This window comes from Rhizobium sophorae, from assembly GCF_013087515.1.
GTDB classification, from domain to species: domain Bacteria; phylum Pseudomonadota; class Alphaproteobacteria; order Rhizobiales; family Rhizobiaceae; genus Rhizobium; species Rhizobium sophorae.
In genome coordinates, this window is sequence record NZ_JABFCN010000067.1 from 1 (window position 1) to 25,540 (window position 25,540).

At 62.0% G+C, this 25,540-nt stretch carries 22 protein-coding genes; 21 read left to right on the top strand and 1 reads right to left on the bottom strand.

The features are described from left to right. Nucleotides 1-395 precede the first annotated feature (395 nt). The 21 genes from G9X64_RS33770 (at nt 396) to G9X64_RS33870 (ending at nt 24,029) form a co-directional block, all read left to right on the top strand. The gene (locus G9X64_RS33770) at nt 396-734 is read left to right on the top strand and encodes a hypothetical protein (RefSeq protein WP_020051470.1); all 339 of its coding nucleotides are present in this window, start codon (nt 396-398) and stop codon (nt 732-734) included. A gap of 140 nt (nt 735-874) precedes the next feature. Continuing rightward, on the top strand, nt 875-1,081 hold the full coding sequence (locus tag G9X64_RS33775; protein WP_003542611.1) for a hypothetical protein: 207 nt from the start codon (nt 875-877) through the stop codon (nt 1,079-1,081). Between the two features lie 157 nt (nt 1,082-1,238). Next, the gene (locus G9X64_RS33780; RefSeq protein WP_171378302.1) at nt 1,239-2,045 is read left to right on the top strand and encodes a pseudouridine synthase; all 807 of its coding nucleotides are present in this window, start codon (nt 1,239-1,241) and stop codon (nt 2,043-2,045) included. 14 nt (nt 2,046-2,059) lie between these two features. Further along, on the top strand, nt 2,060-2,746 hold the full coding sequence (locus tag G9X64_RS33785) for a phosphoribosyltransferase (protein WP_171378311.1): 687 nt from the start codon (nt 2,060-2,062) through the stop codon (nt 2,744-2,746). Between the two features lie 102 nt (nt 2,747-2,848). Next, entirely contained in the window at nt 2,849-4,591 is a 1,743-nt protein-coding gene (locus G9X64_RS33790; protein WP_171378303.1) for an SLC13 family permease, read from the top strand. 84 nt (nt 4,592-4,675) lie between these two features. Then, entirely contained in the window at nt 4,676-5,620 is a 945-nt protein-coding gene (locus tag G9X64_RS33795; protein WP_171378304.1) for a phosphoribosylaminoimidazolesuccinocarboxamide synthase, read from the top strand. 208 nt (nt 5,621-5,828) lie between these two features. Further along, nucleotides 5,829-6,431 carry a TetR/AcrR family transcriptional regulator gene (locus G9X64_RS33800; protein WP_171378305.1) on the top strand — a complete coding sequence of 201 codons (603 nt, stop codon included), beginning with the start codon at nt 5,829-5,831 and terminating at the stop codon, nt 6,429-6,431. A 169-nt stretch (nt 6,432-6,600) separates the two neighbouring features. Beyond that, nucleotides 6,601-7,812, top strand: coding sequence for an efflux RND transporter periplasmic adaptor subunit (locus G9X64_RS33805; RefSeq protein WP_168308428.1), 1,212 nt, complete (start codon nt 6,601-6,603; stop codon nt 7,810-7,812). Between the two features lie 48 nt (nt 7,813-7,860). Further along, on the top strand, nt 7,861-10,971 hold the full coding sequence (locus G9X64_RS33810; RefSeq protein WP_171378306.1) for an efflux RND transporter permease subunit: 3,111 nt from the start codon (nt 7,861-7,863) through the stop codon (nt 10,969-10,971). A 148-nt stretch (nt 10,972-11,119) separates the two neighbouring features. Beyond that, entirely contained in the window at nt 11,120-12,553 is a 1,434-nt protein-coding gene (locus G9X64_RS33815; protein WP_168315309.1) for an efflux transporter outer membrane subunit, read from the top strand. A 174-nt stretch (nt 12,554-12,727) separates the two neighbouring features. Next, nucleotides 12,728-13,771, top strand: a complete 1,044-nt coding sequence (locus G9X64_RS33820; protein ID WP_171378307.1) for a LacI family DNA-binding transcriptional regulator — start codon at nt 12,728-12,730, stop codon at nt 13,769-13,771. Between the two features lies 1 nt (nt 13,772). Continuing rightward, a complete protein-coding gene (locus G9X64_RS33825) occupies nt 13,773-14,795 on the top strand; it encodes an ABC transporter substrate-binding protein (RefSeq protein ID WP_171378308.1) in 1,023 nt (340 codons plus the stop codon). Nucleotides 14,796-14,864: 69 nt separating this feature from the next. Then, nucleotides 14,865-15,692 (top strand): ABC transporter permease, encoded by an 828-nt coding sequence (locus G9X64_RS33830; RefSeq protein ID WP_171378309.1) that lies wholly within the window; start codon nt 14,865-14,867, stop codon nt 15,690-15,692. Then, nucleotides 15,689-16,468 (top strand): ABC transporter permease, encoded by a 780-nt coding sequence (locus G9X64_RS33835; RefSeq protein ID WP_168308434.1) that lies wholly within the window; start codon nt 15,689-15,691, stop codon nt 16,466-16,468. Before G9X64_RS33830 ends, G9X64_RS33835 begins: the two co-directional genes overlap by 4 nt. Then, entirely contained in the window at nt 16,461-17,486 is a 1,026-nt protein-coding gene (locus tag G9X64_RS33840) for an ABC transporter ATP-binding protein (protein WP_168308435.1), read from the top strand. Before G9X64_RS33835 ends, G9X64_RS33840 begins: the two co-directional genes overlap by 8 nt. Before the next feature lie 4 nt (nt 17,487-17,490). Beyond that, nucleotides 17,491-18,411, top strand: a complete 921-nt coding sequence (locus G9X64_RS33845; RefSeq protein ID WP_168308436.1) for a nucleoside hydrolase — start codon at nt 17,491-17,493, stop codon at nt 18,409-18,411. Then, nucleotides 18,408-20,195, top strand: a complete 1,788-nt coding sequence (locus G9X64_RS33850) for an adenine deaminase (protein ID WP_168308437.1) — start codon at nt 18,408-18,410, stop codon at nt 20,193-20,195. Before G9X64_RS33845 ends, G9X64_RS33850 begins: the two co-directional genes overlap by 4 nt. A gap of 300 nt (nt 20,196-20,495) precedes the next feature. After that, complete coding sequence (locus tag G9X64_RS33855) at nt 20,496-21,428, top strand: metal ABC transporter substrate-binding protein (protein ID WP_168308438.1); 933 nt, start codon at nt 20,496-20,498, stop codon at nt 21,426-21,428. Continuing rightward, on the top strand, nt 21,425-22,330 hold the full coding sequence (locus G9X64_RS33860; RefSeq protein WP_168308439.1) for a manganese/iron ABC transporter ATP-binding protein: 906 nt from the start codon (nt 21,425-21,427) through the stop codon (nt 22,328-22,330). Before G9X64_RS33855 ends, G9X64_RS33860 begins: the two co-directional genes overlap by 4 nt. Beyond that, nucleotides 22,327-23,187, top strand: a complete 861-nt coding sequence (gene sitC, locus G9X64_RS33865; RefSeq protein WP_168308440.1) for an iron/manganese ABC transporter permease subunit SitC — start codon at nt 22,327-22,329, stop codon at nt 23,185-23,187. Before G9X64_RS33860 ends, sitC begins: the two co-directional genes overlap by 4 nt. Then, entirely contained in the window at nt 23,184-24,029 is an 846-nt protein-coding gene (locus G9X64_RS33870; RefSeq protein ID WP_171378310.1) for a metal ABC transporter permease, read from the top strand. The genes sitC and G9X64_RS33870 overlap by 4 nt, the downstream gene beginning before the upstream one ends. A gap of 31 nt (nt 24,030-24,060) precedes the next feature. On the opposite strand, the gene G9X64_RS33875 is transcribed toward G9X64_RS33870, so the two are convergent. Then, complete coding sequence (locus G9X64_RS33875) at nt 24,061-25,230, bottom strand: M20 aminoacylase family protein (protein WP_168308442.1); 1,170 nt, start codon at nt 25,228-25,230, stop codon at nt 24,061-24,063. Nucleotides 25,231-25,540 lie beyond the last annotated feature (310 nt).

Here is a 25,540-nt window from a genome sequence, read left to right on the forward strand (position 1 = left end):
CTTCGTCGCCAGCAGCGCCGCCGCCCTCGTTCAGTGAGGGGGCTTATAGAACTAACCCCTGCAGACAGTCAACACACCAAACCAAAGTTTTTTGACATTTTTGTAACAGGTTGATTCGGCTGGCATTTTTGTCGGTGGATATTATCCACAGGGCGCCCTTTCGGGACGGATTCCCGAAAATTTCTTTACCGGCTGGTCAAAAATCCATCGGAAAGTCGTTCTCAACACCCGAAAGGTCACGAGAAAACAGGATCTTGCGCGAATTTATGGTTAACAGAGGATTAAAGCGCCTGCGACCGGCGAGCTTTAAATTTCCATCACAAATCAGCGGCTAACATTTCGGAACCTATCACCGAGTTGGGTGTTGTCTTTCCCATTGAAGGAAGGAGACCAACATGGCTGCCAATACCGATGATATCAGAGCATCTGTCAGCAAGGACATTGCCGCCCTCCAGCAGGAAGTCTCGCGCCTGCAGAAGATGATTTCCGCTCAAGGCGCCGAAGCCTATTACGAAGTGCGCGGCCGCGCCGGCAAGGCTTATGATGAAGCCCTGCCCCGGGCAAAGAACGCCGTCGCCCAGATCAGGGCCGAAGGTGTGGCTGCCGCCGACGCCGCCCGCGAGCATCCGACTGCAACGACCACGGCTCTGGTGCTTGCAGGCGCCATTGGCTTTCTTGCCGGATACCTGCTTTCCGGCAGTCCGCAGCCGCAGCCTCGCCATTGGTGGCGCTGAACACGCCATATCCACTCATAAACCAGCTTTTTACGCACCCGCCGATCCGTTTTTCGGCAGGGTGCGTAAATGCTTATGTCTTACAAAAACCAATTTTTAATGCCAGCTATGGGAACATAAAAAATGAAGGGAGGACTACCATGGAAAACAAGAGGGCCAACTGCATTATCGAAGTCAGTGTCGACAGCGCCAATGGCCGCTATGCGGTCGGCATCATGAATATGCGTCAGGCACTCGATCTGCCGGAAATGCCTAGTCTGTCCTACACCCATCCGGACCCGGTCAAGGCCGCCGCCGGCATCGTCGTCAGCCGCAAGGAACTAGCCGGCTTCATGGCCTGCCGCTGAGGCAGCGCCACCCTAACAAAGCCGCGACGGCGCTTTATCCAAAGCGCTGAGCCTTTTTGCAGCGCCTGTTATTCCCCTCGTTTTTTATTCAGTCTGCTGGCATCCTTCTGTCGTTCATGCCAAGAAAACGGCATCAAAAGCAGGATAAGGATTGCAGATGAGGGAGCGGCGCCCACCGCACAAGACGCGTGAACGGACAAAGCCCACCGATAGCGCCGCGGTCAAACGGGTCACCCTTCCCCGCGCCCTTTCCAAGCTCGGTTACTGCTCCCGCACGCAGGCCGAACGCCTGATCGCCGAAAATCGCGTTGCGGTTGACGGCCGAACCGTCAGCGATACCTCCGCATGGGTTGATCTTGCCACGGCAAGCATCAGCATCGACGGCCTTGTCATCGCTGCCGAAGCGAAAATTTATCTGATGCTCAACAAGCCCCGCGGTCTCGTCACCACCCGCCACGATCCAGAAGGCAGGCCGACGGTCTATGATTGTCTCAGGGACTTCGACATCCCGCATCTCTCTCCGGTCGGCCGGCTCGACAAGGCCAGCGAGGGCCTGCTGCTTTTCACCAACGACACCGAATTCGCCCAGATCCTACTCGATCCGGTCACGCATGTGACGAAGACCTATCACGTCCAGATCGACCGCATCATGGACGACGAGGACATTGCCGTCATGACATCGGGCCTCCGCCACGACGGCGAACTGCTGACGGCAACCGCCGCGCGGCGCCTGCGCCAGGGCGACAGGAATTCATGGATCGAGGTCGAGCTCGACGAGGGCCGCAACCGCCAGATCCGCCGCATGCTGGAGGCGCTCGGAGCCGAATGCTTGCGCCTCGTGCGCGTCTCAATCGGCGGGCTCGAACTTGGCGAACTGCCGAAAGGCGCTGTGCGTGCACTGACCGAACCCGAATTGCAGGCACTGCGCCGGAAAACCGGCATGGAGAGGACGAGACGCAATTGACTGCTGTGACGGAGATGGCGCCGCACGATTTCTGGCAGGAGCTTCACCCGCCCGGCACCTTTGCCGGCGATGGGGAATTCACCTCCTTCTATGTCGCCACGCTCGAAGACGGCCGCCAGCTTCGCCTGCCGATCCGTGAGCTGGCGGATGGCGGTCACGCCCTCGCCTCGCTGATCGTCAACCAGGCAAGCTTCGCCGTGCTCGATGCGCTCGCCGAAAGCCTCGCCGAAAAGATCAGGCCCATGCGCATCGATGTCGTGGCAGGCCTGCCGACGCTCGGCCTGACATTGGCCGCCGCGGTGGCGCAGAAGCTCGGCCATGACCGCTACGTTCCGCTCGGCACCTCGCGCAAATTCTGGTATCGCGACGAGCTCTCCGTCGCTCTGTCTTCGATCACCACGCCGACACAGCAGAAACGCCTCTATATCGATCCGCGCATGTTGCCGCTGCTTCAGGGACAGCGCGTCGCACTCATCGATGACGTCATTTCCAGTGGCGCCTCGATCGTCGCGGGTCTTCATCTGCTGATGGCCTGCGGTATCGAACCCGTCGTCATCGGTGCAGCCATGCTGCAATCGGAGCGCTGGCGAGAAAGCCTCGCAGCCGCCGGGCCGCAATGGAGCGCGCGCACCGTCGGCGTCTTCACAACTCCCATTCTGGAGCGGAATGCCACGGGCCGATGGCTGGCACCACCAGCCTGACGCGCGAGATGAGGATTGTTCAATCTTCGCCTGAAAGCGCCTCTGTACAGCGCATGAGGAACGACTACAGTCCGTCTGATCGATGAAACAACGGACCCGCCCATGTCGTTCGAGCAAGCATCCCTGCTGATCCTTTTGCTGGCGATGCTCATCCTCTTCTCGCTCGATCGCATCCGCATCGAGGTGGTCTCGATCGCCGGCCTGCTCGGCGGTTATGCGCTCGGCCTTTATCCCGCCGATCAGATCTTCACGGGCTTTGCTAGTCCTGTCGTCATCACCGTCGTCGAGATCTTGCTGATTGTCCAGGTGTTGGCGCACGCCAGGCTCTTCGACAGTCTCGCCGCCCGTTTCGCGGCCGCAAGGCCTTCGAGGTTCAAGGTCATCGCCGGCACGTCCGCGCTTGCCGGAATCATCTCCATCTTCATGAACAATATCGGCGCCTTTGCGATCACCTTGCCGGTCGCGCTACGTCTCGGCGCGGTCCTGACGATCCCCCGCCGCCAGCTCGTCATGCCGGTCTCGTTCGCGGCCCTGCTCGGCGGCCTCGTTTCGCTGATCGGCACGCCGGCCAACCTGCTCGTCAGCGATGCGCTCGCCAACGCGACCGGAACCGGCTTCCACTTCTTCGATTTCGCCTATGTCGGCCTGCCGGTGGCCATCGCCGGCATTCTGCTCATCGCCTTTCGCGTGCAGCACCTGTTTCTGGAACCCGACGAAACACCCGCAACGGTCTCCCCGACGGCGCGGCGCATCGTCGTCGAGCGTCGCATCCCTGACGTCTCACCGCTGATCGGCGCGCGGCTTTCCGATTGCCCGCTGCGTTTCGGCATCAAGCCGCACGCGCTGATCCGCGCCGATAATTTCGTCTTCGGTCCGCTTGACCAGTCGGTGATAGAACCCGGCGACGTGCTGCTTGCCGAAGGCACCGATGCGGTCTTTGCCGGCCTTGCCGCCACGCAAGCGCTGATCGCCGATACCCATCCGCATGGCCTGCAGCCGGATTTCACCCATGTCGAAGCCGTCGTCATGCCGGAAAGCACGTTGGTCGGTTCGCGCGTCCGCTCGCTCGAGATCTTCCACCGTCGCGGCATCGCGGTCACCGCCCTTTCCATGCGCGCGCCACGCATCGAAGGCCGCTTCCTCGACCTGCAATTGTCGATCGGCGATATATTGACGCTCGAGGGGCCGCGCATTGCAATCGGCGAAGCGTTGGAGGAAAGCGAGTGCCTGCCGCTCGCCTCGACAGCACCGAGCGAACCGGCGCTCCTATCCCGGCGGCCCTTCGCGCTCTTTGCCTGTGGCGTCGCCGCCTCGGCGACCGGCCTGCGTCCCGACATCGCTTTTGCCGGCGTCGTGCTCGTGCTCGCTCTGCTCAATCATCTGAACATCCGTCAGGCGATGGCCGATCTAAATTGGCCGATCATCATCATGCTGGCGGCGATGATCCCGATCGGCCAGGCGGTGGCAACCACGGGAGCGGCGGAAACCATAGCCGGCTGGCTGAGCCTCGTCGTGCCGATCACCCATCCGCTCTTCGGCATCGCCCTCACCCTCTTCCTCGCCATGGCATTGACGCCTTTTGTCAACAACGCGACGGTCGCAATCGTCCTGACCCCGATCGCACTGGAATTCGCAAGAACCGGCAGGCATGTGCCGGACGCCTATCTGATCGCGGTGGCCGCCGGCGCCTCCCTGGATTTCCTGACGCCCTTCGGCCATCACAACAACACGCTGGCAATGGGCATCGGCGGCTACCGCTTCAGCGATTTCCTGCGCGCCGGCTGGCCGCTTGCCGTCGCAAGTTACGGGCTCGCCCTGCTTCTTACCGGTCTGTTCTGGCTGTGATGCGATACCCGGTCGGCTTGACTTCCCCAGCAATGAAACTAGAGCAGGAAGTCTTCACCCAATAATGAAGGACAGTCGAGCGCCGTGCGAATTCTCTCCGAAGCCCATTTCCCGGAATTGCCGAACTATTATCGCGGCAAGGTGCGCGAGAATTACGATCTTCCGGACGGACGCCGCATTATTATCAGCACCGACCGGCTGAGCGCTTTCGACCGCATCCTCACCTGCATCCCCTATAAGGGCGAGGTACTGACGCAGACGGCGCGCTACTGGTTCGAGGCAACGAAGGACATCTGCCCGAACCATGTTCTCGACTATCCCGATCCGAATGTCGTCATCGGCAAGCGCCTCGATATCCTGCCGGTCGAGATCGTCGTGCGCGGTTATCTCGCCGGCACCACCGGCACCTCGATCCTGACGCTTTACAAAAAGGGCGAACGCGAGATGTATGGCATGCGTCTGCCCGACGGCATGCGCGACAACCAGATCCTGCCGGAACCCGTCATCACGCCGACCAGCAAGGAATTCGACGGCGGCCACGATGAGCCGCTGACACCTGCCGAAATCGTCACACGCGGCCTTCTCACAAAAGAGCAATGGCAGACGCTGTCGACATATGCGCTCGCCCTCTTTGCCCGCGGCCAGGAGATGGCGGCGAAAAACGGGCTGATCCTGGTCGATACCAAATACGAGTTCGGTACCGATGGTGACGGCAACATTATCCTCGCCGACGAGATCCACACGCCGGACAGCAGCCGCTACTGGCTTGCCGAAAGTTATCCGGCAAGCTTTGCCGCCGGAAAACGTCCGGAAAGTTTCGACAAGGATTTCGTCCGCGCCTGGGTGGCGGAGCGCTGCGACCCCTATAAGGACGAGATCCCGGAAATCCCCGCCGAACTGATCGAGCAGACCTCGGCCGTCTACATCAAAGCCTACGAGGCGATCACCGGCGAGCGCTTTGTCCCCGATGACAGCGGCGAGACGCCGCTTGCCCGTGTCCGAAACAACCTCGCCCGCTATTTCCCTTGAAAAGGCGAACGCGAAGGCCGCCAAGCCGTTCATCGGCTTGCGGCATTTCGCCCAATCGCGCTAGAGCCGCGCGTCCAAGAGGACGGGCTAAGGACGCGCTATCGCTTTGAATTGGCGCATAATCCTTTCCGAAAATCGATTCCGATTTTCGGGGTTATGCGCTAGCATCGAAAAAAAGGGGTATCGGGCTCAGCCCGGCGGGGAACAAATGGTAAGAAGGCCAAGACGCAAGGCCGAGGAAACGCGGGAAGACATTCTCTCCATGGCAGAGATGCTGTTTCGCGAGCGCGGCTTCGTCGCGGTGTCGATCGCCGATATCGCCGGCGCGCTCCACATGTCGCCCGCCAATGTCTTCAAGCATTTCCGTTCCAAGGTCGCGCTGGTCGATGCGATCGCCGGACGCCATCTCGACGATGCTGCCGAGCGCTTCGCCGCCTTCGATGAGAAGCTGCCGCCAAAGGAACAACTGCTCCGCTTCATCCTGCGCCTGCTGGAAAGCCACCTGCAGGACATCCAGAAGAACCCTTACATCTTCGAAATGGTGCTTTCGACGATCGAAGCCAAACTCGAGGCCGGCAATCGTTATCGCGCCCGCATTGAGGCGAAGCTCGGCGAGATCATCCTCGAAGGCATGGCGGAGGGAAGTTATCACTGCCGCGATCCCGAGAGTGCGGCGCACACCGTCGCAGATGTCCTGTCCTGCGTGCTGCACCCTGTCCTGATCGCTCGCGACGACAAGGAGACGCTTGTGCACCGCGCCGAAAAAATCGTGTGTTTCGTCAATGCCGCACTGCAAAATAGCGCTTGCTAAGTGATGATTGCTGAATTACGTCACTTCGTAAAGCCTTTCTTAAACTCGGATAACGGCATTTGAAGCCAGACCAATCCTGACGCTTATATAAGCCTGCGCTCGGTTCCACCTGAGCCCGCGGGTCGAGCTCGTGGATTGAACGGCGATTGCCACCGCACAGGAATTCAGCATGATACGGCGTGCCCTCGTCATCTCCTCGGCCCTGGCATTCGCAGCCCTTCTCGCCGCCTGCAGCGACAGTGGCTCCAAGCCTGCCGGCAATGCGAGTGCAGGCGCGGCACAGCAGGCCGCGCCCGTCGGCGTCATCACGCTGACGAAGGGCACCTTCCCGGTCACCACGATCCTTCCCGGCCGCGCCGAGACATTTCAGACCGCCGATATCCGGCCTCAGGTCAGCGGCCTGATCCGCGAGGTCGCCTTTAAGGACGGCGCCGAGATCAAGAAGGGTGACCTTCTCTACCAGATCGAGGATGCACCCTATATCGCCGCCGTCGAGCAGGCCAAGGCGGCGATCTCCAAGGCGCAGGCGAGCGTGCCGAGCGCTGAAAGCAATCTCGAACGCTACCAGCGCCTCGTCGGCAGCGGCGCCACCCAGATCGAATTCGAAACGGCCAAGACGACGCTGCTCCAGGCCAAGGCCGAAGTCGAGTCGGCGAAGGCTGCACTTTCCGCGGCACAAATCGACCTCGACCACACCAGGATCGTCGCCCCTTTCGATGGCATCATCGACCAGACGGCCGTTAATGTCGGTAACGTCGTCTCTGCCAACCAGACGACGGCGCTGACGACGATCCGCCAGCTCGATCCGATCTACATCTCGCTGACGGAATCGAGCACCAACCTCTTGAAACTGCGCGATGCGATGGCCGCCGGCGACATCAAGGGTGCAGACAACGTCGTCTTCCACCTGATCCTGGAAAACGGCAAGGAATATAACCAGCAGGGCAAGCTCGACATGTCGAAGCAGGTGGTCAGTGAGACCACAGGCACCTTCATCATCCGCGTGCTCTTTCCCAATCCCGACCGGATCGTGCTGCCCGGTATGTATGTCCGCGCAACGGTCGAGCTCGGCGCCGAGGCCGGTTATGCGCTGCCGCAGCTGGCGACGAGCCGTGACGCCAACGGCCGGCTGACGGCACAATTCGTTTCCGCCGACGGCAAGGTCGAAACCCGCGCCTTTGAGAACAGTTCGCCCTCCAACAATTCCTGGCTCGTGACCGAAGGCATCAAGGACGGCGATCAGCTGATCGTCAGCGGCCTGCAATCGATCACCTCCGGTATGCCGGTGAAGCCGGTCCCGATGAAGATCAACGACAACGGCGTGGTCGTGCCTGCCGAGCAGCCCGCGGCCGGTGATGCTGAGAAGCCCGCAGCGAAGTAATCGCTGCAGGCCCGCATCGTCACCGTCTCCGCCGCACAGGAACAACCGATGGCCAAGTTTTTCATCCGACGTCCGATCTTCGCCTGGGTCATTGCGATCACAATCATGCTCGCCGGCCTGCTGGCGATCTTCACGCTGTCGATCTCGCAATATCCCGACATCGCCCCGACGACGGTTCGGATCAACGCCACCTATCGCGGTGCCAGCGCCGAGACTGTCGAGAAATCGGTGACGACGATCATCGAGGACGGCATGACCGGCCTCGACGATCTCACCTACATGACCTCGACCTCATCGACGGGTTCGGCCAGCATCCAGCTCACCTTCGGGACGAGCGCCGACCCCGATATCGCCCAGGTGCAGGTGCAGAACAAGCTGCAGCTGGTTCAGTCGCAGCTTCCAGGCGACGTCATCGATGCCGGCATCAGCGTCACCCGCTCGACCTCGAGCATCCTTCTCGTCGGCTCGCTCGTTTCGACCGACGGCAAGCGCAACTCCGTCGACCTCGGCAATATCATGTCGACCTCGATCGAGGATCAGATCCAGCGCCTGGAAGGCGTCGGCAGCATCAATGTCTTCGGTTCGGGATACGCCATGCGCGTCTGGCTCGATCCGTTCAAGCTCTTGAAATACCAGTTGACGCCGAGCGACGTGACGTCAGCCATCCAGGCGCAGAACACCCAGGTTTCCGTCGGTTCGCTCGGTGCCCAGCCGACGATCCCCGGCCAGCAGCTCAACGTCACCATTACCGCCCAAAGCCAGCTGACCACCGTCGCCGATTTCGAGCACATCATCCTGAAGGTCGAAAAGGACGGCGCGACGGTGCGCTTGAGCGACGTCTCACGCATCGAGATCGGCCAGGAAAGCTACGGCGGCAGTTCGCGCTACAACGGCCAGCCGTCGACCGGTTTCGCCGTCAACCTTGCAATCGGCGCCAACGCCATCGATACCGCCGCCCGCGTGCGCTCCGCGCTCGAGGTTATCGGCCGTGGCCTGCCGGCAGGTGTCGAGATCACCTATCCCTACGACACCACGCCCTTCGTGGAACTGTCGATCGAGAAGGTCGTGCACACGCTGATCGAGGCGATCGTGCTCGTCTTCGTGGTGCTGCTTGTCTTCCTGCAGAATCTCCGGGCGACGCTGATCCCGACGATTGCCGTTCCCGTGGTGCTGCTCGGCACATTCGGGGTGCTGGCAGTCACCGGCTATTCGATCAATACCTTGACGATGTTCGCCATGGTGCTGGCGATCGGTCTTCTCGTCGACGACGCCATCGTCGTCGTCGAAAACGTCGAACGCATCATGTCCGAAGAAAAGCTTTCGCCGCTCGAGGCGACGGAAAAATCGATGGGCGAGATCACCGGCGCCATTGTCGGTATCGCGCTCGTCCTCACCGCCGTCTTCATTCCGATGGCCTTCTTCGGCGGTTCGACCGGCATCATCTATCGCCAATTCTCGATCACCATCGTCTCGGCCATGCTGTTGTCGGCACTCGTCGCCCTCGTGCTGACGCCGGCACTTTGTGCCACCATGCTGAAGCCGGTCGGCGAACACAGGAAGCACCGCGTCGGCGACTGGTTCAACCGCAACTTCACGCGCTCGACCAACGGCTATATCAGCGCCATCGGCTACCTGCTGAAGCGGCCAATCCGCGTCATGCTGGTCTTCCTTCTGGTCGGCGCCGGCTGCGCCTATCTCTTCAGCCGCCTGCCGAGTTCCTTCCTGCCGCAGGAAGACCAGGGCGTGCTGCTGACCATCGTCACCACGCCGCCGGGCTCGACCACGCAGCAGACCCAGGCAGTCGTCGAAAAGGTCGAGAAATACTATCGTGAAAACGAGAAGGACGCCGTCGATTCCGTGTTCGGCGCGCTCGGTTTCGGCTTCAGCGGTTCCGGCCAGAACAGCGCCATCGTCTTCACCAAGCTCAAGGATTTCTCGCTGCGCACCGATCCGGCGCTGAGTGCCCAGTCGGTCGTCAACCGGGCGCTCGGCAATTTCTTTGCGATCCGCGAGGCGCAGGTCTTCGCGCTGCTGCCGCCGGCGATCCAGGGTCTCGGCGTGTCGAGCGGCTTCTCCATGTATCTCGTCGACACTGGCGGCCACGGCAACGACGCCCTGACAGCCGCCTCCAAGCGGCTGATCCAGATGGGCAATAGCTCGGGCAAAATCGTGGCGCTGCGCAGCAGCAACAAGGAAGTCGAGCCGCAGATGCGCATCGTGCTCGATCAGGAAAAGATCGGCGCTATGGGCGTCGACATTACCTCGGTCAATTCGATGCTGTCGATCATCTTCACCGGCCGTGACGTCAACGACTTCACGCTGAACGGCGAGATCAAGCCGGTCTACGTCGAGGGCGATGCGCCCTTCCGCATGCAGCCGAGCGATCTAAACCACTGGTACGCCCGCAACAATGACGGCGAAATGGTGCCCTTCTCCGCCTTTACCCGCACGGAGTGGGTGAAGGGCGCGCCCTCGCTCGCCCGCTTCAACGCCGTCAGCGCCATTCCGCTCGAAGGCGCTTCCGCACCCGGCGTTTCCTCCGGCGATGCGATGAACGAAATGGAAGCGCTGACCAGTGAGCTCGGCGGCGGCTATACGGTCGCCTGGCAGGGCATCTCCTATCAGGAGCGGCTGTCCGGTTCGCAGGCGCCGATGCTCTACGCGATCTCGGTGCTCGTCGTCTTCCTCTGCCTCGCAGCGCTTTACGAAAGCTGGTCGATCCCCTTCTCGGTGATCATGGCGGTGCCTGTCGGCATCCTCGGGGCGCTGACGGCGGCAACCGTCTTCGGCCAGGCAAACGACGTCTATTTCAAGGTCGGCTTGCTGACCACCATCGGGCTGGCGGCGAAGAACGCCATCCTGATCGTCGAATTTGCCAAGGACCGCATGGAAAGCGGCATGGGGCTCTACGAGGCGACATTGGAAGCCGCGAGATTGCGGCTGCGGCCGATCATCATGACCTCGCTTGCCTTCATTCTCGGCGTCGTGCCGCTGGCGATCGCGACAGGCGCGGGCTCGGCGGCGCAGAATGCCATCGGTATCGGCGTTCTCGGCGGCATGCTGGCGGCGACGCTGCTCGGAATTTTCTTCGTGCCGTCGTTTTTCGTCGTCATTCGACGCATCTTTGCCACACGCGCCAAAAATGCGGCAGGACTGTGATATAAATGCACTGTGATAATGCAGTTCCCGTTGCTACATTGCGCCCGACTGCTTCGGTGTGTTTTTTTGGTATGACGAGGCGCGGCGGCGATAGTGAAGCATGAAGCGTCGGACAAGAATTGACTTGCTCGAGTACAGGATGAAATGAATGGTATCTCTTCGTTTTGCCACACCGGCATTATTATTATTGTTGTCGGGCTGCGTCGTAGGCCCGGATCATGCTCCTCCTGAAATGCCGCTGCCCGCCAAATTCGGAGAAGGCGGAACGAAGAGTGTAGGCGACGTTGCAACCGCAGCCTGGTGGACCGCCTTCAACGACCCCAAACTGAATGGCTATGTCCAGGCAGGCCTCGATCAGAACCTGTCAGTCCAACAGGCGATCGAACGCATCAATGCGGCCTCCGCCAACGTCACCACCGCCGGTGCTGGCGGCCTGCCGAACCTGAACGTCGGCGCCTCGCACACCGTCAGCGGCCAGAAGGGCGAATTGCGCACGCAGTTCGACACGCGCAACACCAGCGGCGGCGACGTCCAGCTGAGCTGGCTGCTCGATCTCTTCGGCCTCTACAAGCGCAGCACCGAGAGCGCGCTCGCTTCGCTCGATTCCGCCTACGCATCCGCTGATGTGGCCAAGCTGACCCTCGTGCAGGATCTCGTCTCGAGCTATATCGACGTTCGCTATTATCAGCAGCGCCTGGCGCTTTCGAACGCCAACCTGAAGTCTCGCCGGGAAACCTACGAGCTGACCAAGTTTCAGCTCGAAGCCGGCGCTGCCTCGCGTCTCGACGTCGTTCAGGCCGAAGGCCTCGTCCAGTCGACGCTCGCTGAAATTCCCGGCCTCGAAACCAACATCCGCATATCGGCCCATCACATCGCCACGCTGCTTGGCCTGCCGGCCTCGGCCCTCGTCGATGAACTGCTGAAGGGGCGCGGCCAGCCGGTATTCCGCGGCGGCATTAACTCCGGCATCCCGGCGGACCTGATCCGCAACCGTCCCGACATTCGCGTCGCGGAGCGTGATCTCGCCGCCGCAACCGCCAATATCGGTGTTGCCCAGGCGCAGCTCTATCCGAGCATCTCGCTCAGCGGCTCGATCTCGCCGTCCTACATCAACCAGCGTGGTGTCCATGGCGGTCTGACGCCGTGGTCCTTCGGTCCGACCCTCAACCTGCCGATCTTCGATGGCGGCCGTCTGCGCGCCAACGTCAAGTCGGCACAGTCCAATGCCGCGACCGCCTACCTCAACTGGAAGTCTGTAGTGCTGACCGCGGTCGAACAGGTCGAGAACGCCCTTTCGGCCGTCCGGCGCGACGCCCGCACGGTCGCCGCCCTTCAGGCCCAGGTCAAGACCACCCAGGAAACGCTCGAACTTTCCACCGCATCCTACAAGGACGGCGCCTCTTCGCTGCTCGACGTTCTCGACGCCCAGCGCCAGGTCTCGCTCGCCCAGGCAAGCCTTGCCGCAGCCGTCCAGCAGATGGCCAAGGACTACGTGTCGCTGAACATCGCAGTCGGCGGCGGCTTCGCCCCCGGCGGCAAGACGACCGAACCGGCGGCGAAGGTTGTTGCTGTCAAGGGCTGACGGCTGTTTCAATCGATCTGAAAGTTCAAGGCCTCGCGATCGTCTCGCGGGGCTTTTTCGTATCTGCCGCGGACCGTAATCGAATAATTGCGCATAAGATGAATTCGGATTCGACAGGCGGGAAAAGCTGAGCTATCACTCTGATTAAACGATTAATCAGAGTGATCGTAGATCATGGCTACATCGCGCCCGGGACCGAACCTCAGCAGGATAGCGACGTCGCTTGGCGTCTCCGTCGCCACGGTCTCCAATGCGCTTTCCGGCAAGGGCCGGGTTTCCGGCCAACTGGTCGAAAGGATCCGTGAGCATGCAGCCGAGCTCGGTTACGTCCCGAGCCAAGCCGGGCGGGCGCTGCGGACCGGCCGCAGCGGCGTTCTCGGCCTGGTGCTGCCCGACATCGCCAATCCGCTGTTCCCGAAGATCGCGCAGGCGATCGAATTCGCTGCCTCCGCCGCAGGTTACGGCGTGCTGATCGCCGATTCCCGCGGTGATGTCGCCGCCCAGACCGAGGCGATCAACCGGCTGGTCGAGCGCGGCGTCGACGGCATGGTCGTCATTCCCCGCCGCGCCACCCGCATATCGTCTGCCGCCTGTCCGGTCGCCGTCATCGACACTCCCTCGACGCCCGGCAACACCGTCGCCGCCGACCATTGGCAGGGCGGCCGCGAAATCGCCGGCCATCTCGCGGGCCTTGGCCATCGCCGTATCCTCATCATCGGCAACAATCAGGAATCCAACGTCCAGAACGACCGCGCCGGCGGCATTCGATCCGGCATGCGCCCGGGCATGCATTCGGAAACGCTGTGGATCGACAGGCTGGAGCAGGAGAACGGCAACGGCTGCCCGCTCGGCCTCGCCGAAAAAGTCGGCCAAGGTTTCACCGCCTTCGCAGCCCTCTCCGATCTGCTGGCACTGCGGGCGCTGACGGAGTTGCAGCAGGCGGGTATCAACATTCCCACTGATGTCAGCGTCACCGGCTTCGACGACCTCATCTGGTCGCCTGTTGTCACACCGTCGCTGACGACGGTCCGGATGGACATGGATAGGATTGCCGGGATCGCCGTGTCGGCGCTGGTGGATACCATAAGAACAAGCAGCATCCGGGAGGGCGTGCTCGTTACCGCGGAGATCGAACGCGTCGCCATGCAGCTGATCGTCCGCCAATCATCCGGGCCTGCGAACCCGGCACCAAGAACCTCAGAGAAGGAGAACATGTAGGATGAAAAAAGCTCTCATTGCCTCGGCAGCCCTCGCCGCCCTTTCCCCACTCGGCGCCGCAGCAGCAGAGCGGACGCTGACGATTTCCGTCTATGCTTTTGCGCAGGACGATTTCAAGTCGCTGGTCTATGATCCCTTCGAAGCCAAATGCGGCTGCAAGCTCGTGGTCGAGACCGGCAACAGCGTCGAGCGTCTGGCCAAAATGGAGGCGAACAAGGCCAGCCCGGTCGTCGATCTCGCTGCCGTTTCCATGGCCGATGCGCTGGCCGCGTCCCGCGCCGGTCTGATCGACAAGATCGATACCGCGAAGCTCGCCGATTTCGCCAAGCTCTATGACGTCGCCAAGGATCCGAACGGTGACGGCATGAGCGTCGGTTACACCTTCTACGCCACTTCGATTGCCTATCGCTCCGACAAGATGAAGATCGACTCCTGGGCCGATCTCTTGAAGCCGGAATATGTCGGCCACGTCGCCTTTCCGAACGTGACCACCAACCAAGGCCCGCCGGCGCTCTATATGCTCGGCCTGGCGCTCGGCAAGGACACGCCGGATCTGAAGGGACCGATCGAAGCGCTGGGCGAGAAGAAGGACGACATCGTCACCTTCTATGAAAAGTCCTCGCAGCTGGTGCAACTGATGCAACAGGAAGAGATCTGGGCAGCGCCGATCGGCCGTTTCTCCTGGGCCGGTTTCACCAAGCTCGACGTCCCGGTCGCCTGGGCAACGCCGAAGGAGGGCCAGACCGGCGGTATGAACGTGCTGGTTCTGACCAAGGGCTCGAAGAACCAGGATCTCGCTTTGCAGTTCATGGACTTCTGGCTCTCGACCGACATCCAGACCAAACTCGCCGAAAAGCTGATCGACAGTCCGGCAAACAGCGAGGTCAAGCTTTCCGAAGCCGCCGCCAACAACCTCACCTATGGCGAGGAAACGGCCAAGAGCCTCAAGCTGATCTCCTCGCCCGTCGCCCTCGACAATCGCGCCGGCTGGCTGAAGACGTGGAACGAGAAGGTGGGCCAGTAAGGCCCGCGTGAAAACTGGCCCCCGGCGCCTCTGCCGGGGCCTTCCTCTTGTCCGCTCGAAAGGCGCCTCATGTTCCAGAACCGCGCAGAAGCCCTGGCACTCGCCTTGCCGGCAGCCATCTTTGCGACTGTGGTCTTTCTGTTGCCCGTTGCGATCCTCTTGTCGGAGGGCTTCCGCGCCGGCAGCAGCTGGAGCCTGTCGGCCTATGCCGATTTCTTCTCCGGGACGTTGAACCGTACCGTTTTCCTGCGCACGTTCCGGCTCGGGCTCGAAGTCACCGCCGTTTCCGCGATCATCGGTTATGCCGCAGCCTTTGCCATCGTCAACCTGCCGGCGAAAGGCAAGGGCCGGATGATCGGCCTCGTGACCCTGCCGCTGATGATCTCCCCGGTGGCGCGCACCTATGCCTGGATCGTCATTCTCGGCCGCACCGGCATCGTCAACCAGGCGATAACAGGCCTGGGTCTCAGCGCCGAGCCGCTGCGGCTGCTGTTCACCGAGACCGCCGTCTTCATCGGCCTCCTGCAGCTCTTCCTGCCGCTGATGATCCTATCGCTGATCAGCGCGCTCGAAAACATGCCGAAGGATGCAATTCCGGCTGCCCGCGTGCTCGGCGCCAACTGGTTCCAGGTCTTCTGGAAAGTCATCCTGCCGCTCACCAGGGAAGGCCTCGTCGTCGGCGGCACGCTTGTCTTCACCGGATCGCTGACCGCCTATATCACCCCCGCCGTGCTTGGCGGCTCCAAGGTGCTGATGCTGGAAACGCTGATGTACCAGCAGGTTTCCGTCGCCAATGATTTCGTTTCGGCAAGCGTCATCGCCTTCATCCTGATCGTCATGAGCTTTGCCGCCAACATTCTGCTGAAACGCCTTGCGACGGCGAGGAACCGCCGATGACGTTGCGCGTGTTTTCGCCTCTCGTGCTTTTCCTGCTGCTGGTCTTCCTGATCGGCCCGTTCCTGATTATCATCGCCGCTTCGCTATCATCAGGTGATACGCTGGCCTTCCCGCCGCAGGGCCTGTCGCTGCGTTGGGTGATGAAGGTGTTCACCATCGAGAGCTTCCGCGACAGCTTCGTCATGTCGATGTTCCTAGCTGTCTTCGGAACGCTCGCAGCCCTCCTCCTCGGCATCCCGGCCGCCTACGCCCTCTCCCGCTACAAGCTGCCCGCGGCCGAGACCGTCCGCACCATCGTCTCGCTGCCGATCATCGTGCCCGGCATCATCGTCGGTCTGGCGCTGCTGCGTTATCTCGTCGTGCCCTTCGGCTTCAACATCACGCTCGCGCTGTTCTTCGCCCATGCGGCCCTGGTGCTGCCCTATGCAGTGCGCGTCGTCTCGGCGAGCCTCGACAATCTGCGCTCGGACATCGAGGAGGCGGCCGTCCTGCTCGGTTCCTCGCGGCTCGGGGCCTTCTTCCGCGTGGTGATGCCGAATATCCGCGGCGGCATCCTTGCCGCCTTCATCCTCGGTTTCGTCACCAGCTTCAATCAGGTGCCCGTCTCGCTCTTCCTGTCGGGTCCCGGTGTCCGCACGCTGCCGATCGACATGCTGGGTTACATGGAAACCACCTACGATCCTTCCATCGCGGCGCTCTCCGCCCTTCTCGCCTTTCTCTCGATCGGCATCGTCTTTCTCGCCGAACGCTTCCTGGGATTCTCGCGTTATGTCTGATGCCTATCTTCAACTCGACAAGCTGACCCTTGCCTATGGCGACACGGTTGCGGTGCGGGACCTCGATCTCGGGATCGGCAAAGGTGAGCTGGTGGCACTTCTCGGCCCCTCCGGCTGTGGCAAGACGACGACGATGCGCGCCATCGCCGGCCTGCTGACGCCCGCCGCCGGCCGCATCCGCCTCGACGGCGCCGATATCACCCGCGTCTCCGCCAACAAACGTGCCGTCGGCCTCGTTTTCCAGTCCTATGCCCTCTTCCCGCATCTGACAGTCTATGAGAACGTCGCCTTCGGCCTGCGTCTCAAGGGCATTTCAGCGCAGGATCTCGATGCCCGCGTCGGCGCCGGCCTGAAATCGGTCGGACTGTCGGCTTTCGCCAGCCGCAAGCCAGCCGAACTCTCCGGCGGCCAGCAGCAGCGTGTGGCGCTCGCCCGCTCGATGGTGATGGAGCCGAAGGTGCTGTTGCTCGACGAGCCGCTCTCCAATCTCGATGCCCGCCTTCGCCTTGAAATGCGCGCCGAACTGCAGCGCGTGCAGAAAGAGACCGGCGTCACCATGATCTTCGTCACCCACGACCAGGTGGAAGCCCTGGCGCTCGCCGACCGCATCGTCGTGATGCTGAACGGCGGCATCGAACAGATCGGCACGCCGGAGGAGATCTACAACAATCCGGCCTCGGCCTTCGTCGCCGATTTCGTCGGCTTCGAGAATGTCTTCGCGCTGGAAGATGGAAAGCTTGCGACGCCGAATGGACCGGTCGGACTTTCCGGCCAGGCGCCGGAAGCCGCAGCCGGCCTCGCCTGGCGTCCGCGCATGGTGACCCTTGGCTCCGGTGCTTTCCAGGGCATCGTGCGCGGCACGTCTTTCGCCGGCAACACCCGCGAATACCTGCTCGACACTCAGCTCGGCCCGATCAAGGCCGAGATCGATGCGGGCCTGCCGCCGCACGAGATCGGCAGCCGGCTCGCCTTCGATCTGCCGCTTGCCGGCGCGGCAAGCCTCAAACGGTTCGGGTGAAATCATGGGCGTCTGGATCGATACGGACATGGGATTCGACGACATCGCCGCCATTCTGGTGGTGGGACAGTCGGAACTCGAGATCGACGGTGTATCGCTGGTCTTCGGCAATACGGCGCTGCCGCAGGTGAGGAAAAACGCCGCCGGCGCCGCCCGCGCCTTCGGCTGGACGTTCCCTATTCACACCGGCCGCGCCATGCCCGTGCTCGGCAAGCTCGAAACCGCTCAGGCGATCCTCGGCGAAACCGGCATCCCGACCATCGGCAGGAGCCTGCCGCAGGCGGCTGCCCTTGCCGAAAGTGATGCCTTCGCAGCACTCTGCCGCTGGCTGGAGCGCAAAGGCCAGCACCGCATCCTGGCGCTTGGACCGCTCACCAACATCGCCGTCGTGGCGCTTGCCCGGCCGGATCTTGCCGCCCGCATCACCGAACTCGTCTGGATGGGCGGCGGCGTCACCAGCGGCAACCATACGGCCTCCGCCGAGTTCAACGCGCTCGCCGATCCCGAGGCCCTCTCGATCGTCATCGCCCATGGCCTGCCGCTGCGCATGGTTGATCTCGACCTTTGCCGCAGGGTGCTGGCTAGGCCCGAAGACGCCGAGCCGGTGCGCAATGCCGGCGGCGCCAACGCCGAGTTGATCGCCGATATGTTTTCGGGTTATATCCGCATCGGTACCAGCCGCGGCCGCCCGGCCATGGCAATTTACGATCCTTCCGCCGCCGTCGCCTTCGTCGCTCCCGATATCGTCAGCTTCCGCCCTGCCCGTATCGACGTCGAACTGCATGGCAGCTTGACCCGTGGTCGCACCGTCGTCGAGACCCGCGCCACGCATGCGAGTTTCAATGCGCAATTCGCCGCCGACATCGATGCCGACATGGCGCGTGTCATCATTCTCGCTGCCCTGGTCAACGAGGCCCGCAAATGAACCTTACCGCTCGCCAAGAACCGGCCGATCTCAATGATCCTGCCTTGCGGGCCCGCGCCGTCACGGCTGCGCGCGGCGACGCCCCCTTCGACATGCTGATCACCGGCGGCCGGCTGCTCGATACGGTGACGGGCCTGATCCGGCAAGCCGATATCGGCCTTGTCGGCGCACTGATATCAAGCGTCCATGCCCCGGCAAGCCGCGCGGATGCCGTCGAGATCATCGATGCGACGGGCAGCATCCTGACGCCCGGCCTGATCGACACGCACATGCATGTCGAAAGTTCGATGGTGACACCCGCCGAATATGCGAGCGCCGTCTTGCCACGCGGCGTGACAACGATCGTCTGGGATCCGCATGAATTCGGCAACGTCCATGGCCTCGACGGCGTGCGCTGGGCGATCGAGGCGGCGCGCGGCCTGCCGCTGCGTATGATCCTTCTCGCGCCCTCCTGCGTGCCCTCCGCACCAGGCCTGGAACTTGCCGGCGCCGATTTCGATGCTGCGGTCGTCGCCGAGATGCTGCGCTCCTCCGCCGTCGGCGGCGTCGCCGAAGTGATGAATATGCGTGGCGTCATCGACGGCGACCCGCGCATCACGGCCGTCGTCAATGCCGGCCTTGCCGCCGGCAAGCTCGTCTGCGGCCATGCCCGCGGCCTCGAAGGCGCCGATCTCAACGCTTTCATGGCATCGGGCATCACCTCCGACCACGAACTTACCTCCGGCGCCGATCTCCTCGCCAAGCTTTCCGCCGGCCTGACGATCGAGCTGCGCGGCTCGCACGACCATCTGCTACAGGAGTTCGTCGAGGTGCTGAACGGTCTCGGCCACCTGCCCCCGACCGTCACGCTCTGCACCGACGACGTCTTTCCAGACGAACTCCAGGAAGGCGGCGGCCTCGACGACGTCATCAGGCGCCTGGTGCGCTACGGCATGAAGCCGGAATGGGCCATCCGTGCCGCGACCTTCAACGCCGCACAACGTCTGAAGCGCTCCGATCTCGGCCTCCTCGCCGCCGGCCGCCGCGCCGACATCGTGCTCTTCGACGACCTCGCGGAATTCCGGGCGCGGCTCGTCATATCAGGCGGCTGTATCGTTGCCCGCAACGGCAGCATGCAGGTTGCCGTCCAGCAGATCGATACGGCGCCGCTTGTCAATTCGGTGAAGCTGCCGCCGCTGACCGAGAATGATTTTCGCATCCCGGCGAAGGGCGAGCGCGTCCGCGTCGCCACCATCGACCGCCCGCGCTTCACGCAATGGGGCGAGGCCGAAACCGAGGTCAGGGATGGTTTCATCGTGCCGCCGGCCGGCAGCGCCATGATCGCCGTCGTCCATCGCCACGGCAAGACCGACGGCATCCCGAGCATCGGCTTCCTCACCGGCTGGGGTGAATGGCGCGGCGCCTTCTGTACCACCGTTTCGCATGACAGCCACAACCTCACTGTCTTCGGCGCCAATGCAGGCGACATGGCGCTCGCCGCCAACGCCGTCATCGCCGCCGGCGGCGGCATGGCGGTCGCCAAAGACGGCAGGATCGAGGCGATGCTGCCGCTGCCGCTCTCCGGCCTGGTGACGGATGCATCGCTGAAGGACACGGCCCTGGCCTTCGCCGGCATCCGCAAGGCGATGGAGAAGATCGTAACATGGAAGCCGCCCTATCTGGTCTTCAAGGCTTGCTTCGGCGCAACGCTCGCCTGCAATGTCGGCCCGCATCAGACTGATCGGGGTATTGCCGATGTGGTGACGGGCAAGGTGCTGGAAAGCCCGGTGCTGGCTGTTTGGTAGATCGAGGAAGCGCAGCTCCGCCAGACGGCGTGCCGTATGCTCCTCAAACGCCTAACCGGTCGAAGCATGCGCCGTTACGGCATCCCGGTATGCGTTGTTCGCTGAGGTTGACCGCAGTCAGCCCATCGCGTCATCATTTTTCGGCCTATTGTCCGGATCATTGTTGCAATTCATTCTTAATTGCACAATATTCAAAGCAAGGGTCGTCAAGCATTTCTTGCAAATCATTCTGAATCGCAACTTGTTCGACTCTCCGCGGCTTTTGCAATTCGGTCGCAATAGCAGCAAGAGGAGAAACGTATGCTGTATAAGGAAAGACGGTCGGTTTTGGCCGGAGTTATTGGGGTGGCATTCGCGGCCGTGCTGGCTGCTTTTCCCGCCGCTGCCCAACAGACAAACAATTCGAAGTTCAAGGTGGTGACGACCTTCACGGTGATTGCCGACATGGCAAAAAACGTGGCCGGTGATGCCGCGATCGTGGAATCGATCACCAAGCCGGGCGCGGAGATCCACAACTATGCGCCGACGCCGGGTGACATCCAGCGGGCACAAGGTGCACAGCTCATTCTCTGGAACGGGCTCAATCTGGAGCGCTGGTTCGAAAAGTTCTTCCAGAACCTGCACGACGTCCCCGGCGCCGTCGTCTCCGACGGCATCGAGCCGATGGGCATCTCGGAAGGCCCCTACGAAGGCAAGCCCAATCCCCACGCCTGGATGTCGCCGAAGAACGCCCTGATTTACGTCGACAATATCCGTGATGCTTTCGCAAAGTATGATCCGGCGAATGCGGAGACCTACAAGGCCAACGCCGAGGCCTATAAGCAAAAGATCGAAGCGACGATCACGCCGATCCGCGCCACCCTCGACAAAATTCCCGAGGACAAGCGCTGGCTGGTTTCAAGCGAGGGCGCCTTTTCCTATCTCGCACGCGATTTCGGGCTGAAGGAACTCTATCTATGGCCGATCAACGCCGACCAGCAGGGCACGCCGCAGCAGGTCCGCAAGGTCATCGATGCGGTCGAGGAAAACCAGATTCCAACCGTCTTCAGCGAAAGCACCGTTTCCGATAAACCGGCCCGGCAGGTGGCGCGCGAAACCGGCGCGCATTATGGCGGCGTCCTCTATGTCGACTCGCTGAGCGAAGCCGACGGCCCGGTGCCAACCTATATCGATCTTCTGCGCGTGACCTCCGATACTGTCGCCAAGGGTCTTGCCCATGGGTTGTCGCAATGACCGTGCTGCTTGGCAATCTTGTCCGTCCCGCATCCTCGGATGCGGGATCGGGGATCACGGTAAAGGATGCGACCGTCACTTACCGCAATGGACATACGGCCCTGAGGGACGCGAGTTTCGAGATTCCGACGGGCACGATCGCCGCGCTGGTCGGAGTCAACGGTTCCGGCAAGTCGACGCTCTTCAAGTCGATCATGGGCTTCGTGCGGCTCGCCAGGGGCCACATTCGCGTGCTTGGCATGCCGGTCGAAGAGGCGCTGCGCAAGAACCTCGTCGCTTATGTGCCGCAATCGGAAGAAGTCGACTGGAATTTCCCGGTGCTGGTCGAGGATGTCGTGATGATGGGCCGCTACGGCCACATGGGCATGATGCGCATCCCGAAGGCTGCAGACCACGAGGCAGTTGCGTCCGCACTCGCCCGCGTCGCCATGAGCGAGTTCCGCAAGCGCCAGATCGGCGAACTCTCCGGCGGCCAGAGGAAGCGGGTCTTTCTGGCGCGAGCACTGGCGCAGGACGGCCGGGTCATTCTTCTCGATGAACCCTTTACCGGTGTCGACGTAAAGACCGAGGACCAGATCATCAAGCTCCTGCGCGAACTGCGGGATGAAGGTCGCGTCATGCTGGTCTCCACCCACAATCTCGGCTCCGTGCCGGAGTTCTGCGACCGGACCATCCTGATCAAGGGCACAGTGCTCGCCTACGGCCCGACCGTCGAGACTTTTACGCAGGAAAATCTGGAAAAGGCTTTTGGCGGCGTGCTGCGTCATTTCATGTTGAGCGAAGCGCAGAACGGCAGGCCAACGTCGATCGGCGTCATAACCGATGATGAGCGCCCCCTGATTTTGCAGGGTGGCAAAGCGACTGCCCGGAGGTCCGATAGTGGCAATGGGGCCCGGGAATGATAGCCGAGCTCTTGCAGCCCTTCACCTATGAATACATGCTCAATGCCATGTGGGTGTCCGCCCTTGTCGGCGGCGTCTGCGCTTTCCTCTCCTGTTATCTGATGTTGAAAGGCTGGTCGCTGATCGGCGACGCGCTCTCGCATGCGATCGTTCCCGGCGTCGCCGGCGCCTATATGCTCGGACTTCCCTTTTCGATCGGAGCCTTCTTTTCGGGAGGGCTCGCTGCCGCAGCGATGCTTTTCCTCAACCAGCGCACCAAGCTGAAGGAAGATGCCATCATCGGCCTGATCTTCTCCTCCTTCTTCGGGCTGGGCCTGTTCATGGTTTCGCTCCAGCCCATGGCGGTCAACATCCAGACGATCGTGCTCGGCAACATTCTCGCCATCACACCCGAGGATACGCTGCAACTCGCCATCATCGGCTTCGTGTCACTCGCTGTTCTGCTCGTCAAATGGAAGGACCTGATGGTCACTTTCTTCGACGAGAGCCATGCCCGATCGATCGGTCTCAATCCCACCGCTCTCAAGGTCATTTTCTTCACGCTGCTGTCCGCCTCCACCGTCGCGGCGCTGCAGACAGTCGGTGCATTCCTCGTCATCTGCATGGTGGTCACGCCTGGCGCGACCGCCTATCTGCTGACCGACCGCTTCCCGCGGCTGCTTGTGATCGCCGTCATCATCGGATCGATGACCAGTTTCGTCGGCGCTTATGCGAGTTACTTCCTTGATGGCGCGACAGGCGGCATCATCGTGGTGCTGCAGACGGCAATCTTCCTGATCGCGTTCTTCTTCGCACCCAAACACGGCATGCTGGCGGCGCGCAGACGCGCCGCACGGGCACTGGAGGCAGCGCCATGAACATGGTCGACACTCTTCTTTCGCCTTTCCAGTTCGGCTTCATGGTCAATGCGCTGGTGATCTCGGTGCTGGTCGCAATCCCGATGGCGCTGTTGTCCTGCTTTCTGGTTCTGAAAGGCTGGTCTCTGATGGGAGACGCCATCAGCCACGCCGTCTTCCCCGGCGTGGTTATCGCCTATATCATCGGCATACCCTTCGCGGTCGGCGCCTTCGTGGCCGGCATGTTTTGCGCTATCGCCACCGGTTTCCTGAAAGATAACAGCCGTATCAAACAGGATACGGTGATGGGCATCGTCTTCTCCGGCATGTTCGGGCTCGGCCTGGTTCTTTATGTCAAGATCCAATCCGACGTGCATCTCGACCACATTCTGTTCGGCGACATGCTCGGTGTCTCCTGGCGCGACATCGGGCAGTCGGCCGTCATTGCTGCGATCACGGCTGTCATTCTTGGTGTGAAGTGGAAGGACTTCCTGCTGCACGCCTTCGACCCGGCACAGGCGAAAGCGGTGGGCCTCAGGATCAACCTGCTGCATTATGGCCTTCTCGCCCTCATCTCGCTGACGATCGTCGGTGCCTTGCAAGCGGTAGGCATCATCCTTTCGATCGCCATGCTGATTGCGCCGGGAGCCATCGCCTTCCTGCTCACCCGCAAGTTCAGCACGATGCTGCTCCTCTCCGTCGCCATTGCCGTGATCGGCTCTTTTGTCGGCGTCTACTTGTCCTTCTTCATCGACAGCGCGCCGGCGCCGACCATCGTGCTTGTGCTGGCGATCGGCTTCGTGCTCGCCTTCATCCATGCCACGCGCGGGACGGCCCGGGTTGAGGAATCGCCGATTGACTGATGGACATTGACGAAGTCGCTGCAGCAGATAATCAAACCTTCAACTCTCGCTCGACCAACGCCACCCAATAGGCCGCCCCATATCCCAGCGCTTCATCGTTGAAATCATAGGCCGTGTTGTGATGCAGCGCCCCATCCACCGCCGGACCGTTGCCGAGCCAGACATAGCAGCCGGGCGCGTTTTGCGCGAAGAAGGCGAAATCGTCGCCCGCCGTCGACGGCGGAAAGCTTGTCTGCACCTTCCCGCCGAAGACTGAGCCAGCCGCTGCCAGCGCCCGTTCGGTCGCCTCCGCGTCATTGATGACAGGCGGAATCCGCCGCTCGAATACATAGTCCACGGCGATGCCGTACATGGCCGCAGTGCCATGCGCCAACCGCCCGATCTCGGTCTCCAGCTGGTCGCGCACATCGGGCGAATAGGCCCGCGCCGTCCCGCCGATCTCGACGATATCAGGAATGACGTTCAGCGCCTTCGAGTCGCCCGCCTGCAGGAAACAGGCGCTGACGACGGCCGGTTGCAGCGGATCGACCACCCGTCCGACGATCGTCTGCAGCGATGCCAGGAAGGTTCCGGCCGCCGTGATCGGATCGCGGCCGAGATGCGGCTTGGCGCCGTGCGTGCCGGTCCCACGGAAGGTCATGCGCCAGCTGTCGGAGGAGGCAAGCTGCGGCCCCTCGCCCACGGCGATCTCATCGACCGCAAGCCCAGGCATGTTATGCAGCCCATAAACGGCATCGCAGGGGAAAAGCTTGAACAGCCCCTCCTCGACCATGCGCCTTGCTCCGCCTCGCCCTTCCTCGGCCGGCTGGAAGATGAAATGCACCGTGCCGGAAAAATCCTGCGTTGCCGCTAGATGTCGCGCGGCGCCAAGCAGCATCGCCGTATGGCCGTCATGGCCGCAGGCATGCATCTTTCCGGGCGCGGTCGATTTATAGGGCCGCTCCGCCATTTCAGGCATGGCGAGCGCATCCATGTCGGCGCGCAGCCCGATCCTGCGTGTGCCGTTGCCGAGCTGCAGCGTGCCGACCACGCCGGTGCCGCCGAGACCGCGGTGCACCGTGATGCCGACCTCCTCGAGAAGCCTCGCGACGATGCCGCCGGTGCGCTCCTCCTCGAAACCGAGTTCGGGGTGGGCGTGCAGGTCGCGGCGCAGGGAGGTCAGAAACGGCAGATCGTCCTTGATCCGGGCGGGAATGCTCATCGCGCAATGCTCCTGGGGCCTGGATATCCTGTCAAGCGAAACGGGCGCCCAACCGGCGCCCGCGTCAGATTATCTCTTGTTCATCAACCAGGCAGTAAGTTCAACCCCCAGAACAGGATGATTTTAGGCCAGCCTAAAATCTGAATCCTGTTCTACATTATATAGTTGGAGCATGATGCCGAAAACCGCACACACTTTTCGGCATCATGCTCTAGGAGCCGTGGACTCTTGGGATTCCCAAAGCTGAGCAGATCAGATTCAAGACTGTCTTTTGGAGGCAGTCATGGGTGTTTTGGACCGTTTAATTCTT